Raw genomic sequence first — 14,407 nt, forward strand, 5'->3', positions numbered from 1 at the left:
CTACCGAAAAGATTTAATTAATTAGCAAAATATTAGCGTGCTACCCCTGCACTACGATCTCGATGTTCATATGTAGGTTCGAATGTTTCTCTATCGGGCGACGCTTCAGGACTTGCATAGGCTCTTTCGGCGTTCGAGCGCACATCTTTGCGTTCAATTGTTCCTTCCTCGTTTTCGTTTGAGTGTGTCTGTTGCACCTCTTCCGGTATTCTTTTGCGCCCGTGCATCATGTCCATTACCTGCTTGGCTTGTGCGGGCAGTTTTTCGTCGGAGATAGCATTAAATGCCTTGAGATGCCCATTTAAGGGGCCATTTTCTCGACCATCCTTATCTAGATTTCCCTTCTTCTCCTGTCGCCCAACCAGGAGGTCAGCTTTCGTGACGCTACCATCCTTGAGCAAGCTTCTGAGCTCTTTCAATCTTTCAGTGTCGGTAGTAGATACACCTCGCCAGGTTTGCTGGTCTTTATCGAAATACCAAATTGCAGCTTTGCTATCGTCAACTGAATTGGTTTTTTCAGCTCTGACTTTCACTGCACTGCTACCAAGAGGCACTTCCTTCCCGTTTTCGAGCGTTTTGGTACGAACGTCGACGTTTGGCCTACCGTTCATTTGCGCAAAAGTATTAGGATCTATCTCGTGTTTCTCCATAGTTTTTTTGAAGTGCTTGGGGTCGTCAGCTTCAACATACTGCGCATGCTGCATCTGACCATCCCGTCCCTTAACCATCACCTCAATTCCATCAAACTGCTTCCGTCCATGAAGAAAATCTTGTAGCACGGCACCCTGAGGAGCACTATTAATTGCTTTAGCATCAAACATCTCATTTGAAATCTTAAGTGCCACCTCCGGCCCAGGATGTTTGTTAGTATATTCATTGATAAACGCTTGCGGTGAGATATGCTTCATATCCATTTCTGTTTTGGACATGAAGGAATTTCCTTGATATGACTTGTAATATACCTCTTCAATTTGGGTATTTGGCTTCTCAAAGTGCTTAAGGACTTTCTTGTGGGAGTCGATATCATCGTTTGCTTTAAAGCTATAGGCTTGCGTTGAACCATCTTTGCGCTGCGCCCAGACTTCAGCACCCCATTCCCCGGATGCTATTTTATGCTCATTTTTATAGCTGTATTCGCGCCGGAGATTCCTTCCTTTGTCCTCATAAAACATTTGATGATCGCTAAGCTTGTACTTCGGGTACCACTTCCCATCCTTACCTCTGAAACCCTTTTCCTCGGGATTTAGCTTTTTTTCGAGCTTCATTTCTTTTTCCTGAGGCAAACCTATTTCGCGCCGCAAATCTGCATCCGACTTGAATTTCTTCTTTTGATGGCGGTCCTTTTCGTCCTTCGAGGCGTTCCACTTAGGTTCGGGAACTATATTACCGTTCCTATCCTTGACTACCGCATACCGTTGCGTATCGAATGCTGGCACATAACGTCCTCCTGGCCGGTCATCCACCTTTACGATGATTGCGTGTTTCTTTATTTCGTCTAACGTTACTTTTAAATTCGCCGCCTTCTCATAGTCATTCAACCTCAGATACTGTTTGGGATTGTTTTGCGGGTAGCCAAACAGCATTCGCTTCGTATCTTTGAGTTTGAGATCCCCAGAAACTTGAGCGCGTCTTTCTAGTCTCATCACCTTCTGAAGGGCGCGTGCCATCGCTTCGTCTTCTGACAAATCATCGGCATCCAACATTTCTTTATTTTCTTCTTCAGACATTTGACTATCCTTCGCCTTTCAATTTTGCATTCACCAGCGCCTCGTACGCCAAACGGGCTCGCAACACTTGAATACGATAACTTTCCTCTTTACTCATATTCTTGGTATACGAGTTATCATTTCTGGAGGTAATATCTTCTTTTCTCCTTGACGATAAAGAATACTTATCGTCTCGGTCAATTATATCCAATTTTGCCATAGATTTTCTCTTTAGCTTTGATTCAATTTCACGATATATATCATCGTCATATTGTTTTTATTAACAACTATTATTTTCGAAAGATGAGTTTCATTTGTAATATATTAAAATTTCTAGGTGTTTTTGTCTTCATCCGTAGACGGAAGGTAAACCTCGAGTACGCCTCGCTTACCGTCTCGCCTACCAACCTGAATGACCAAGTCAATCGTACGCTTTGCGTAGGCAATCACCTCACCATGAGACATTTTTATTCCCGAACGCATGACCATCAAGGCAAGACGATCGAATGCCAAAGCGGGGCTGTCAGCATGAATAGTTGTAACCGCACCAGGATGGCCGGTATTGATGGCCTCTAAAAAATCGTAGGCTTCAACACCGCGTATCTCACCAAGAATGATACGATCCGGGCGCATACGTAGACAGCTCTCCAGAAGCTTTGATGGCGAACGCGCGGACTTCTCCTTGCGCTCTGTAACCAGTCCGACCTGATTTCGGTGTGGCGGGAAGAGCTCTTGTGCATCTTCGATTGTTATGAGCCGCTCATGTGGCAGCATCATTTCAATAAGTGATCTTGCGACAGTAGTTTTGCCAGAGGAGGTTCCTCCCGAGATCAGAATATTAAAATGCTGCTCAATGGCATTACGAAAAAGCCCCTGAAGATCACCTAACCGAGCCATCTCGGCTATTGCTTCTTGCCGCTGGCGTCTTTCGTCATCGACACGAATTTGTTTCCCATCAACGAACCCGATCTCGGTGCTAGCTAGCGCTTTGGTCATATATTTACGGATCGAAAGCGAGACTCCATGCTCCACTGCTGGCTCAACGACGATTTGTACGCGTTGGGGGTCCCCCCACACCATGACTCGCCCCGAAACAATGGGGCTGAGCGCACCAAGGGTATTTCGCGTTTCCCCGGCCAATTGTGCACCGAGACGTTTGATGGCTTGGGGAGGCAAAGTGACGTCTATCTCGGTCATCCGATCACCACCCGAAACCTCGATGAAGATGGACCCGTTTGGATTGATGACAAGTTCGTTTACTGCGTCATTGACAAGATATTCTCGAAGTGGGCTCAAATACTGCTCAACATAAGAAATCTCACGTAGGGACTGGGCATCACTCATCGGAACACCAAATCGCGATTGACGAAGATTCGAACCTCTTCCCCTTGAGGCACTCGAATGATTGGAGGAAGGTTCATGTATTGTTCAAGGGCTCCCTTTGCTTGGTCTCCCAGCGATTTGCTAATCGTACTGCCGATATCGTCCCCACCTCCACGACTGTTACCAGAACCGACATTTATTATCGTTGAATTCTCACTTGGCTCTTTCCGCCGCTCCACCTGTGTTGAAATAGCAGCTGGAATAGCAGATATGCTGCTGATCAGGACCGCCGCGCTGAATTTTCTAGCATAGCGGTTATCAACATTTCCAAGTGTTCCCGATCGTCCAAGCTTGTCAGTCCCTATGGATCCTAGATCGATCGACTTTCCGTCAGGCGTGATCGCCCGGTTCCAAGCAATTTGGACGCGCCTTTGCTCCAGATTTACCTCATTGTTAAATTGGCCCACCACGATCGTCCCTTGCGGCATCAATATTCGAGACCCATCGAAAGAAAATACCGGTTCAGTAATCTGTGCACGCAAGCTTCCAGGCAACTGCGTGTCGATAGCTGTTTCCAGGACGGCAGAGATTATCGTTCCTTGAACAACTGTACGGGACGTATCTGGAAGGTGTCGCGAAGCAGCTGTCGTATAAGACGTTGTAGCTGCAGTCTGGAGAAACTGCGAGTCTCTGCTCATCTCGTCGCGGTTACTCTCTCCCCCACCACTGCTGGCAAATGCAGCACCAGGCGCTCCGCCCTGATCAACGACCACGGCATTTGATTCTCGCTTGGTCTTTTCAAGTGCTTCTCGTTCTCTCTGCTCTAAAGCCGCTGCTTTTGCAGCTTCTTCCGCTCGTTTTCGGGCTTCAGCAGACTTGGAAGCCTCCTCCCGTAATTGCCTGTTTTCTTCTTGGAGTTGGGCTCGTTGCTCGTCGAACTTGCGGGTGAGTTCATCATTATACTTGCTCATCATTCGCTGGATGTCAGAATTCGACAGGGATGGTTGTCTATTTCGCTGAATGGCCTCCATCTCGGCTTGCAGTGCCTTGAAGCGTTCGTTCAACTCAGCGTTGGGATCGACTTGTTTAACTTCTGGCATTGCTTTGGCGGGAACGGAAAAGTCGAGGCTGACTTGGTCATCACGACGTTGACCCACCTTCAGATCCACATTTGAAGTTCGTTGCGTTTCAATCCCTTTTCCAAACATTGAGTTGAAGAGCTTCTGTGGTCCAATAAAAATTGCAATCAAAACAACGCTTGTTCCGAGCAGGACCGCAGCAGTAACGATACGGGAGTTTTTAGCTCCACCGGACCTGCCAGAATGTTGCCGGGCGCGACGTGAGTTCACGAGTTCTTCGCGAATCTCAGAATCCGGGTCCGAATTAGCTTCGGCATCCACGTTCTGGAGCCGCTCTTTATTCAGGTCCGAGATGATCTGCTTCTTTTCCATGAAATTATCTCCCCGCCAAGACGAGATTGCCGGAACTGGTCACTGCGCGGTCGCGTCCGATACAGACGAATTGATCACCAATACGCAGAACCCAGAATTCGCTTTTCCCATCGACAACAATGGCGTCACCTCGGGTACGTGAGTTAATAAGTTCTTCGGTTTTCTTCGGACCAACCTTGAAAACTGCCGGACGTGGTGCGCCTTTCTGAAGAACGAATGTTGTCTGAAGACCATTGTCATGCACTTCCACGGGTTTGAAAGGAGCGTCTCCGGACACCAGATAGCGCCTATTGGTTATCTTTAGCTCGTGCTCTACAGACTTAGGCTTTGCATCGCCTGGATAAGTGAAGACGGAGCGAAAAACGCCGGAAACACTATTTTTCTCTTCTGGCCTTGAATGGAGCTCGAAGGAATAAACATGACGATCAGTGTAAATCGTCATGTTTGTGTCGGCGTTCTGCCCGATAGGTTTCACGCTCACCACACTCCCTGATTTCAATTTCACGATCTCCCACGACGCGCTATCACCAATAATGATTGACTGAACTTCCTCCATTGAAGAAAACTGCAAAGCGGTGACCGATTTCAAGGGCACATCCAACCGGTAAACAGCATCTTCGTTATAAGCATAATATTTGATGCGCCCGTCCGGTTTCATATGGATTGCCGGCTTGGCAAGCGCCGGGCTGGCAGTCAGAAAAAGTAAAAAAAAGACAGAAAGAAATTTAAAATTCATTTTATCCAATCCAATCCAATAGAATATTCAGAGGTTCCCCGTTTCAGCGTCCATTCTGTAAGACACCACTGAGAAACCGAGTGGGTTCTTCCAAACTGCCTCCAGCTTTTCATTTTCTTTAGGGGCGAAGGTGAAACCGACCGTTGCCACAAAATGGCGTTCCACGGTGTCACGTCCTTTCTCTTCTCTGATTTTCGTGATGCGTACTCTAGCGAGATCCGGGGCATGTCGATTTGCGGAAGGGCTTATGGAGATGGATTTCACCACGACGCGAACTCGAACATCATCCCCATAGACTGTCGGGGGATACTGGGGCGATGCGGAAGTCCAAAGCTGTGCCAAAGTTTCCGCAGCGTTCCCTTTTGAACGTGCCATGACGTCAAGAATTCGAACCCGGTTGTCAGCAGGATCAAAGACTTCCCGATCAACAACGTATGACACTAGTTCAGCTTGCTGCACCGCGTCCTGCTGTTCCAGCGATGCAGGGCGAACTTGCACAATCTTTTCCGCTTCGCCGGTCGTTTTATCGACCATGATTACGTAAGGCTTCGTCTCACTGAACGGCAGCATGACCAGAACGCAACATATAGAAAGCAAGGCGAGAAGCATTGATCCGATTGAAATTTTGGCCCAATTGTTACGTTGTGCGCGAAGCGAAAAAAACAATTCGTCTTCGAAAGCATGTTGAACATCGTGATCGCCGGAGGAAAGGTTCGATGTCTCCATGATTCTTTTGAATTTTAAATTAAACATGTCCGGTAGCCTAATTTTCGATACGAAGTTCATTTTTCATCGTCTCCGTTTTTGGTCTCGCTTTTTTCATGACGACGACTTTCTTCGGAACGCTGCTTTGTCGAAGACGGCGGTTGGTAGCTGTCCGGTCTTTGAGCTGAACTTTGATTTCGGTTACTTGAAACGGGGCTTGCACCCGTTGACGTTGCTCGGTCACGGGGCGATCCTGATTCTCGCTTACGCTCTCCTGCACTGGATCGGGAAGACTGACCTTGTCCGTCAGGGCCGTCTGCAGCAGATGTGGAGTGATTTCCCTTGCTTGCGCTGGTATTTGAACTCTTACTTGAACGTCGTTCTGAACGAGCCTGATTGCTAGATGACTGACCCTTATCCGAATCCGATGAAGAGGCTGACGACTGCGATGAACTCGAGGAGGAGTCGGACGTGGATGACGACGATGTTCCCCGCTTTCTATCAGGGCTATTCTCCCACGCATCGGTGCTCTGCGACCCGGTTGACCGCTTTTCGCCCCCGCTAGACGTACCGTTTGAGCCAGCTTCACCTCCGCCGCGCTCTGCACGCGTCCTCCGCGGCGACTGGTTACCGTCTCCAAGCCGGCCCGCAAGCCGACGGTCGCGTCGATCTTGACGTGCGACGGCACTCTGGCGCATGCCATTCAACATGGCCCATGCCGTACGCGACTTTGATGCGCCGCCCTTGCGAGCAGTGCGCCCCACATCAACGGCGTCACGGACGCGTTGAGCCGCACCGTACAGTTTCTTCGTTCCGGACTTTGCCAACCCATAGCTGCCGGCAGCCATACTCATGCCCAGGCCTCCCGCCATCATGGCTCCCGCTTTTAAGGTGCTGGCACCGGCGGCCGCAACACTGGTCGAAGCTAATGTTCCTGCCATCATGGGCAACTTGAACAACAAGTACAGCGCAGACAGCATGATCAGAATGAACCCAAAATACTTTATCTGATGCGTGTTCTCCGCATCAACATTGATAAGGACCTGGCTGGCAAGGTAGAGGATGATCGACATCAAAGCAGATGTAAGAAGTGGCAAAACAAGGAAGCTGACAGCTAACTGCATCCAGCTTTGGAAATACGAACGTGTCTGCTCTAACATGAGCATGACGATAGCGAGCGGAGCCAAACTGACCGCGACAGCAAATCCGACCTTCGCGACGATAACTGTGATCGCGCAGGCCGCTATGAATCCACCGCCGATTATCAGGATCAATATACCGAGAAAAATGTTCCGAATGGATTTCCCAATATTGAATAGAGAAAGATCGCGTAGGAACTCGTAGGCGATGTTGACGATTGCATTGCCGAATTCGTCCATGCCGGTATAGGTATCTTTTATGACGGATGGATCGATTAGATATCCACCGTCCACTGTGATTGGCATCGTTTCGCGTATTGCCGATATTAGTATCGCCGAATAACCGTCAGGAATACCTACAAAGACATCATACACCCCTTTGAAGTTAGCCCATATCGTCAAGAACGCGACAATCATCAGGTAACGTAGAACCCAAAATAAATAAGTCGATAAACTTATAGTTTGAAACTGCAGTATATGGTTCAAGCCGATGTATAAAAGACCAACTATTCCCACGGATCGAAGCAAATCCAAGAGAGGTGATGTGGCAGCTGTAAAGACGGTTTGAATATAAACTATCATAGAATCGTTGATAGTAGTGGCCAGTTCCGAAATGAGACCCATGACAACTACCTATTAAAGTTCTTGAGGCCTTCGAGGATCCCCTCTTGGCCCGCCTCGCCCCCCAACGTCATCAAATATGCGCCCGCTACGGATGCAATTGCTGCGTCAGTTCTCAAGCTCTCATTGATCTGCTGTGCCACCTCGATCATAACGCGAGTGTTAAGATCAACGCTCGTTTTCAGATCATTGCTGTCTTGCAAGGCCAGAATGTAATTCTCAAGACGCGCCATGCTAGAGTTGGCTCGCTTGTAACTTTCCTCGGCTGTTGCGGATGCTATGGCGCCTTGAGCTGTGGTCTGAGCGGCAAACGCGAGACTCCGTGACTTGTCGTCTTTCAATGCAAATGCTTTGTCTAGATCGAAATCTGGGCGAAAATTATCAAGTGCTTGCTTAACGCCGTCGGGCGCGACGAGGTTTCCGTCGAGTGCGCCTTGCGCCATCTCTCGTAGCCCTGGACCGCCACCGCGTGCTCGTAGTTCGTCCTCGCTATCATGTAGTGGCACATCCTTCTTTCCCAACTGAGCATTTTGGATCTTTTCCAATGCTGTCGTTTGATTGACAACTTTTTGATACAAATCGGAGAGACTCCCACCAACGGTTCGGGTCAGGTCGACCAGCTTCAGCAATTGCTCGATACTGACTTCGTCATGCGTGCTCTGCGCATCAGAAGGACCACTCGGAACGGTGCCTATTGTGGGCTCAGGGATTTGCTGCGACAGGCCCTGACTGAATGCGAAAGACATTGGCAGCGACAGCGTGGTTGCCATAAACAATATCTTCAAGGTTTTATTCATGTGATTACTCCAATTGTTGGGTTATCCAAGCCAGTGGGCACTTCCCAGAGGCACGCGCAGTTGTTCTTGCGCTCTTTGGGGACTGACTGACACGCACTGATCACGGTCATCGCAATGAGAAAAATCAAAACACCAGGCTTCATTCCAATAACTCCATTTGAAAATTCGGTCGGTCTCGCCACCCCGCGGGAGCTCTATCTCCGCGTCCGCCTCCAAGTATTTCCAAGCATTTACCGATACCCGACAAATCGAAGTCTAAGACCACGCTGTCTCGCCCTGACTTAAACAGCACCAGGTGATTGTCGATGTTACTTGTCTGGAGAAAAGCCACTTCAGTGGGCGTCAGATTGAGTGGTTCCAGTTCTTTATCTGTATTGTAGGAACTCGGGTAGACCATTCGTGTCACGGCGCTTTCGAGGATTGCATCCCCAGCCCGGCTGTTCTTGATATGTGAAACGCGTTGCGTGAGGAGCACGACGGCCACGTTTTTCTTTCGCATCGTCAACATCCAGTCTTTGAGACGTGCCTCAAAATAGGGATCGTCGAGCAGCTTCCATGCTTCATCCATGATTAGAAGCGTAGGCGCTTCATCCTCAACGAGCCGTTCGATCCGCCGAAACACGTAACTTAGCCAAGCTGTACGCAAAATGTCGTTGTCGAAGATTTCGGTGAGATCGAATGCCGTTATGTCGCTGCCAAAGCTAAGAGGGTCGACATCCTTTCCACCAAACAACCACCCAAACTGACCCATATCGTCCCAGCGACCGAGGCGGTTATAGAGATCACCCTCATCGTCAGTCGCTCTGAGCTGGCTACGGAACTGCTCAAAGTTTTGCAATCGATGATCTGCGCCAGTGTTTGCATTCACGGCATCAGTTAACGCCTGTATCTGGATTGCATTGAGCCGTCCCCCATCATGTTCTGCTAGTGCTGTCAGCCAGTCGGCGAGCCATGCTGCACCGCGCGAATCTGCCTCCGCCCGCATTGGATTGAAGCCTGTATCAACACCCATGCGCACAGAGGAGTAATTTCCTCCCATCGCCCGGACAGCCATTTCAAAACCATTGTCTTTATCGAAGATAATGACGCGAGCATTCAGTCGATGTGACTGACTGATCAAAAAGGCTGTCGAAAGAGTTTTGCCCGAACCCGTTTGCCCCAGTATCAGCGAATGACCTACTGTGCGCTGATCGTGCTTACCAGCCAGATGAAAGCTGAAACGAAACGTCTCGCCACGCGCTGTCGGCACAATCGTAATTGCATCGCCCCATGGACAGCGCTCTGAAAGATTGCCCTTGGGATGGCCATGCAATGCGCAAAGCTGCGCAAAGTTTTCCGAGGAAATCATCGCTGGCCGCGTTCTATACGCGAAATTTCCTGGATGTTGCGCGAAGTAAACGGCGCGTGCGGAAAAGCCTTCGCGGACGATAGTTGCGCCGGCATCCTGCATGGCGCGGGTGATATAAGTCATGGACTGATCAAGCTCTTCCAGACTCTCACAAAACAGCGAAATGCTGCAATGGTGTTCGCCAAATACCACTCGCCCAGACGCTACATCATCTTCGGCATCTTCCAACTGCGCCATTAGGGATACTGCAGCATCTTCCGCAGCGAGCATTTGTTTGCGGACTCGCGATATTTTTGCTTGGGCGCTGATGGGATCAATTGGAGTAAAGCTTTGACTAACAACAGTGTCGAAAGGCAGATTCAGACGATCAAAGATGCCCGGATAGGTTTCGTTGGGGTAATCTTTTACCGATATTATCGTGCAGTATCGCTTCGATGCCGCATTGAAGGACTCTATCTGGAACACTTTACCCTTGAATGTAACTTCGCAAGATGCGAGCCGATCTGCGACAGGCAGAAATTTCGGACCAGGCACCAAACGGCCCACGGACCCGTCGACTATAGTGCGTAGGAGGCCCAACCATCGCCCGCTACTTACCGACATTCTGGTTGGCTTTGCCTCGCTAATTCCAACCATGAAGGTGTTGATCATCTGATCCAGTCTTGCGGCGCGGATTGCGACCTCTTCGCGACTATAGGTGTCTTTCCCGTTGAACAGCGACATGACTTTTGTGATCTTTCGTGGCGGACGGATGACCATCGAAATCATTGTCACGCGGTCACGCAGACCATCGCTTTGTAGAAATTCACGCCATCGCCTGTCGACTTCCACATTGAAGGGATGGCCTTGAACTTCGCTCATCTCAGGTTGCGTTTCCATTGATATGCGATGCACGTAGTATCCGACGTCACCGCCCTGTTGGGCGATAAATCGGGAAAATGCTTGACTAAGATCATTTGTGTGCCGATGGTCCACTGTATCAGCATTGATGCCGTCCACGATAAATGACGCCATCAGCTCGCCGTTACGCAGCATGATCGTGTTATCATTGATCAAGCTGAGATATGGTAAGCTGCTAACTAAGGCCTCGGATCGTTTGACCCGGCGGTCCATGACGCGTTTGGTCGAGAAAGTTGCAGGCGCTTCAAGCACGATACACGACTCCTTCGCCATTAAAGACGCCAGGATGCATCCGCGTTTGTTGCACAGTAGCGATAAATACCCCGATGATTTTTGGATCGTATGCCGCAAGCCCCCGCAAAGCCACGTAGCCAAAGCCTCCCATCGAAAGAAAGTAGACAAAAGATTGTGTGATGATGAAGCCGAGCATCGTCATACCAACGAGAACAACAAGGTACATGACCGGCAGACCTGCAAAGGTTACTTCTCGAGTCAGACCTATGAAAAGTGGTGTATGATTCATAGTGTTTTATCCTCTCGCAAACGGGAAAACTAAATGCGGGAGAAGAAAGCCCGGCCGGAAACTCTGGCGACCGGAACCAATCTTCAGTTCGCGGTTAGGCCCGACACGAAGCTCGCACCGCCGAAAACGATGGCGATTCCGATGATGACAGAGATTGCGAAAGTCCAATCCATTCTGCCCGTCATGAACACGAACCCGATTGCGATGACTGCCAACGCCGCACAAGCAATACCTAAAGGACCTGTAAGTGCTCTAACGATACCGTCAATAAAGGTGGTAATCCCGCCGAATTCCTGAGCTAGGCTTGGAGAAACAGTCACCAGTGACAAACCAACAACCATGAAAATAAAGCTGAATAATTTTCTATTATTCTCTTTACTAAAAAAACTCATTTTTTATTCATCCTTGCTTCAATTTTTATGCTTCAGTTTCGCTTTTATTATCATTTATGTCGCTCGATAGATTTTCGGCCGAAACATCTTTTCCGGTGGCCTTGTATGTTGAGGGATGGAAATTCATGGCAGCAACGAATTCCGGAATCGCGGTCGACCTTTGCGCCTGGTGCATAGTATCGCCGAAGTAACGCCGTTTTTCGGGATAGGGTGGAACGCCCATGTTATACATTGCAGCACCTGGCCCTGCGTTGTAGGCGACCAACGCCAAGACTACCAATCCTGAACATGCAATACCCAAAGGGTCTGTAATAACTTTAGCGGTTACATCGATAAAAGTGGCAATCCAATCGTATTCTCCAGCCAAACTAAGAGAAACTGTCACCAGTGAAAAAACAACAACTATGAAAATAAAGCAGAACATTTTTATACTATATTCTTTGTTGAAAGCTCTCATTTTAATTCATCCTTGCATAAGATTTTACACTTCTGTTTTGCATTTATTCTTACGGTGGCGGATCGATGTATTTTTTGCCGAAACATCCTGCAAACTGGTCTGGTATGGTGCGGGTTGGAAATTCATGGCAGCAAGGAGTTCCGGAATCTCGGTTGACCGTTGCGCGTGGTGAATAATATCAGCGATATACTGCTGTGTTTCGCGATAAGGTGGAACGCCGTTATGCTGCATCACGGCACCTGGCCCCGCGTTGTAGGCGGCCAACGCCAACTCGGGGGAACCAAACCTATCGAACATCTCAGTGAAGTAGCTTACCGCGCCCTCTAGATTGTCTCGGGCGACGAATACGTCGCATACCCCCAGATCCTTAGCTGTTCCAGGCATTAACTGCCCTAACCCCTTGGCCCCAGCGCGGGAAATTGCCCGCGGATCGAAATTGCTTTCGCGTTGTATCATAGCCGTAAAAAGCGCGACGAATGTTTGTCTGTCCATCTGGCGGCGGACAACATCGGATTGACCCGAATACTTCGCAGCCGCGACTTCAACGGCTAGTTGGTGGTATTTAATCTGTTCCATCGACAATGAGCGCGTCATTGGTCGCGGTTTTGCTTGTGCACTTGATGTAATATCGTCCTTAAGTGTTGTTCTGGAGTTGTATTCTCTGCCTTCGGTGGCCATCACGACACTCGTTAACGATATCTGGCGTCTAGACGATTCCACTGCCAAGCTGTCTTTTCCTGACGGCGCATCCGCAGATGCGCCGTCAGTCATAGCAACTATCTCTCCATCTATTTTCTGTTCAAATACTGCTGCGTTCGCAACAAAAGTGCATGCCGAGAACACAGTTGAAAATAGAAAATTCATGAAAAATACGTTTCGGTTTAAGCTTTGATAAGAATTGGCACCATCCTTTCCAAACATAATCGCTTTCCTTAAAGTAATAAATATTTTTAGTTTCTAATTTCTAAGTCAAATGCTTGCCTCTATAAGATGATCTATAAGCCAAATAAGTCAACATTTACAGTGATTGCAAATGTAATAATTATAACCTTTTGGAAATCTAACGTGCATTATACCAGTACTGACGCGTCAAATATGAGGTTAGAAATAACGTACAAAAACCTTAAATTCCCGGCTTTTCTCTCGTTTGATGGCGAATATTTTCCAACCAGGTTTTGCAGCCAAAAAATTTCTTAAAGCCACAACATTCCTAGGATAGGTTCGCAGATGGACCGGAGTTGTGGCCAGTTTGCGCTCTAGCGCGGTTCTCCGAAAAAGAGACCCCTAGCGATTAAGCTACATAGGATGTCGACGTGGCGTGTCTCCCTGGACAGGGTCAACTTATTGTAATCTTTATTATAATTATGCTGTATAACTTTCTGCCATCATACCATGCTTGATATGTATGTTGTCGGGAAGCCATTGAGCACGTATCCAATTGGTAATTCGTTGAAGATCAGCCCTTGGAGGTTCACTGTGAGCATGCAGAACATACTTCTCGTCGACGACGACCCATCGATTAGAAATATGCTGGTGGAGTATCTTTCTCAACACGCGTTCGACATCAAAGCATTTGAAAATGGCGTGGAGCTCATGCGTCATATGATGAGGAACGATCCAGACTTGGTAATTGTCGACCTTAATCTTGGTCGAGAGGATGGACTTGAACTAGTTAGAAAGCTGCACGCCAAACGAGAGGTCCCGACGATCATTATCAGCGGCGACCGCATGAACGAGATAGACAAGGTTGTCGGGCTTGAACTCGGTGCTATGGATTACATCACGAAGCCATTCGGCATGAGAGAATTTCTCGCGCGCGTCCGCGTCGCTCTGAGAGAACGCCCTGAACGCAAAACGAATGCAGTCGGGAAAATTTTCTCTTTCGATGAGTGGCGCGTCAACACAAAGCATAGGAAAGTTCGCGGCGGCGATGCTAACGAATTAAAACTCACGTCCGCAGAGTTCAATTTGCTGTTGGCCTTTCTCAAATCCCCGCAGCAAATCCTATCTCGTGAACAATTGCTTGTTGCTTCGCGAATATATGATCAAGAGATATACGACAGAAGCATCGACGTTTTGATCCTGAGACTGCGTCGCAAGCTCGAGTCAGACGCGTCCTCACCCAAATACATCAAGACAGAACGGGGCGCGGGTTACTACTTCGATGCCCCCGTGATGGTCGAGGACATCAAGGAACGTAGCCGCCATTGAGAAAAACACGCGCGCCGCGGGACTTGTTCCAGATCATTCGAGCCGATAGATCGATTAACACAAAAAGAGTTCCGCGATAGTGTATCCGACCAAACGGT

The 14,407-nt window shown here is 48.6% G+C and carries 14 protein-coding genes; 1 reads left to right on the forward strand and 13 read right to left on the reverse strand.

The features are described from left to right. Positions 1-32: 32 nt before the first annotated feature. From KMS41_23205 to KMS41_23265, 13 genes are all read right to left on the reverse strand, one after another. Positions 33-1,727 (reverse strand): hypothetical protein, encoded by a 1,695-nt coding sequence (locus KMS41_23205; GenBank protein ID QWK80625.1) that lies wholly within the window; start codon positions 1,725-1,727, stop codon positions 33-35. A 4-nt stretch (positions 1,728-1,731) separates the two neighbouring features. Then, positions 1,732-1,926 (reverse strand): hypothetical protein, encoded by a 195-nt coding sequence (locus tag KMS41_23210; GenBank protein QWK80626.1) that lies wholly within the window; start codon positions 1,924-1,926, stop codon positions 1,732-1,734. A gap of 113 nt (positions 1,927-2,039) precedes the next feature. Then, a complete protein-coding gene (gene virB11 / locus KMS41_23215; GenBank protein ID QWK80627.1) occupies positions 2,040-3,050 on the reverse strand; it encodes a P-type DNA transfer ATPase VirB11 in 1,011 nt (336 codons plus the stop codon). Further along, entirely contained in the window at positions 3,047-4,480 is a 1,434-nt protein-coding gene (locus KMS41_23220; GenBank protein QWK80628.1) for a TrbI/VirB10 family protein, read from the reverse strand. The genes virB11 and KMS41_23220 overlap by 4 nt, the downstream gene beginning before the upstream one ends. Before the next feature lie 4 nt (positions 4,481-4,484). Beyond that, positions 4,485-5,216, reverse strand: a complete 732-nt coding sequence (locus KMS41_23225; protein QWK80629.1) for a TrbG/VirB9 family P-type conjugative transfer protein — start codon at positions 5,214-5,216, stop codon at positions 4,485-4,487. Positions 5,217-5,243: 27 nt separating this feature from the next. Further along, the gene (locus KMS41_23230; GenBank protein QWK81197.1) at positions 5,244-5,969 is read right to left on the reverse strand and encodes a type IV secretion system protein; all 726 of its coding nucleotides are present in this window, start codon (positions 5,967-5,969) and stop codon (positions 5,244-5,246) included. Positions 5,970-5,998: 29 nt separating this feature from the next. Beyond that, positions 5,999-7,684, reverse strand: a complete 1,686-nt coding sequence (locus KMS41_23235) for a type IV secretion system protein (protein ID QWK80630.1) — start codon at positions 7,682-7,684, stop codon at positions 5,999-6,001. A gap of 5 nt (positions 7,685-7,689) precedes the next feature. After that, positions 7,690-8,478 carry a hypothetical protein gene (locus KMS41_23240; protein QWK80631.1) on the reverse strand — a complete coding sequence of 263 codons (789 nt, stop codon included), beginning with the start codon at positions 8,476-8,478 and terminating at the stop codon, positions 7,690-7,692. A gap of 139 nt (positions 8,479-8,617) precedes the next feature. Next, positions 8,618-10,999 (reverse strand): DUF87 domain-containing protein, encoded by a 2,382-nt coding sequence (locus tag KMS41_23245; protein QWK80632.1) that lies wholly within the window; start codon positions 10,997-10,999, stop codon positions 8,618-8,620. Continuing rightward, positions 10,971-11,249, reverse strand: coding sequence for a VirB3 family type IV secretion system protein (locus tag KMS41_23250; protein QWK80633.1), 279 nt, complete (start codon positions 11,247-11,249; stop codon positions 10,971-10,973). Before KMS41_23250 ends, KMS41_23245 begins: the two co-directional genes overlap by 29 nt. Positions 11,250-11,332: 83 nt before the next feature. Then, on the reverse strand, positions 11,333-11,641 hold the full coding sequence (locus KMS41_23255; GenBank protein QWK80634.1) for a TrbC/VirB2 family protein: 309 nt from the start codon (positions 11,639-11,641) through the stop codon (positions 11,333-11,335). Positions 11,642-11,666: 25 nt separating this feature from the next. Next, the gene (locus KMS41_23260) at positions 11,667-12,098 is read right to left on the reverse strand and encodes a hypothetical protein (GenBank protein ID QWK80635.1); all 432 of its coding nucleotides are present in this window, start codon (positions 12,096-12,098) and stop codon (positions 11,667-11,669) included. 24 nt (positions 12,099-12,122) lie between these two features. After that, positions 12,123-13,019, reverse strand: coding sequence for a lytic transglycosylase domain-containing protein (locus KMS41_23265; protein QWK80636.1), 897 nt, complete (start codon positions 13,017-13,019; stop codon positions 12,123-12,125). Between the two features lie 561 nt (positions 13,020-13,580). On the opposite strand from KMS41_23265, the gene KMS41_23270 reads away from it, so the two are divergent. After that, the gene (locus KMS41_23270) at positions 13,581-14,309 is read left to right on the forward strand and encodes a response regulator (protein QWK80637.1); all 729 of its coding nucleotides are present in this window, start codon (positions 13,581-13,583) and stop codon (positions 14,307-14,309) included. Positions 14,310-14,407 lie beyond the last annotated feature (98 nt).

The sequence above is a fragment of the Ochrobactrum sp. BTU1 genome, from assembly GCA_018798825.1.
GTDB lineage: Bacteria > Pseudomonadota > Alphaproteobacteria > Rhizobiales > Rhizobiaceae > Brucella.

Bases quoted from the DNA above. Each gene is read 5' to 3' on its own strand.
- KMS41_23205 (QWK80625.1), bottom strand. From the start codon at position 1,727: ATGTCTGAAGAAGAAAATAAAGAAATGTTGGATGCCGATGATTTGTCA.
- KMS41_23210 (QWK80626.1), bottom strand. From the start codon at position 1,926: ATGGCAAAATTGGATATAATTGACCGAGACGATAAGTATTCTTTATCG.
- virB11 (QWK80627.1), bottom strand. From the start codon at position 3,050: ATGAGTGATGCCCAGTCCCTACGTGAGATTTCTTATGTTGAGCAGTAT.
- KMS41_23220 (QWK80628.1), bottom strand. From the start codon at position 4,480: ATGGAAAAGAAGCAGATCATCTCGGACCTGAATAAAGAGCGGCTCCAG.
- KMS41_23225 (QWK80629.1), bottom strand. From the start codon at position 5,216: ATGAATTTTAAATTTCTTTCTGTCTTTTTTTTACTTTTTCTGACTGCC.
- KMS41_23230 (QWK81197.1), bottom strand. From the start codon at position 5,969: ATGTTTAATTTAAAATTCAAAAGAATCATGGAGACATCGAACCTTTCC.
- KMS41_23235 (QWK80630.1), bottom strand. From the start codon at position 7,684: ATGGGTCTCATTTCGGAACTGGCCACTACTATCAACGATTCTATGATA.
- KMS41_23240 (QWK80631.1), bottom strand. From the start codon at position 8,478: ATGAATAAAACCTTGAAGATATTGTTTATGGCAACCACGCTGTCGCTG.
- KMS41_23245 (QWK80632.1), bottom strand. From the start codon at position 10,999: ATGGCGAAGGAGTCGTGTATCGTGCTTGAAGCGCCTGCAACTTTCTCG.
- KMS41_23250 (QWK80633.1), bottom strand. From the start codon at position 11,249: ATGAATCATACACCACTTTTCATAGGTCTGACTCGAGAAGTAACCTTT.
- KMS41_23255 (QWK80634.1), bottom strand. From the start codon at position 11,641: ATGAGTTTTTTTAGTAAAGAGAATAATAGAAAATTATTCAGCTTTATT.
- KMS41_23260 (QWK80635.1), bottom strand. From the start codon at position 12,098: ATGAGAGCTTTCAACAAAGAATATAGTATAAAAATGTTCTGCTTTATT.
- KMS41_23265 (QWK80636.1), bottom strand. From the start codon at position 13,019: ATGTTTGGAAAGGATGGTGCCAATTCTTATCAAAGCTTAAACCGAAAC.
- KMS41_23270 (QWK80637.1), top strand. From the start codon at position 13,581: ATGCAGAACATACTTCTCGTCGACGACGACCCATCGATTAGAAATATG.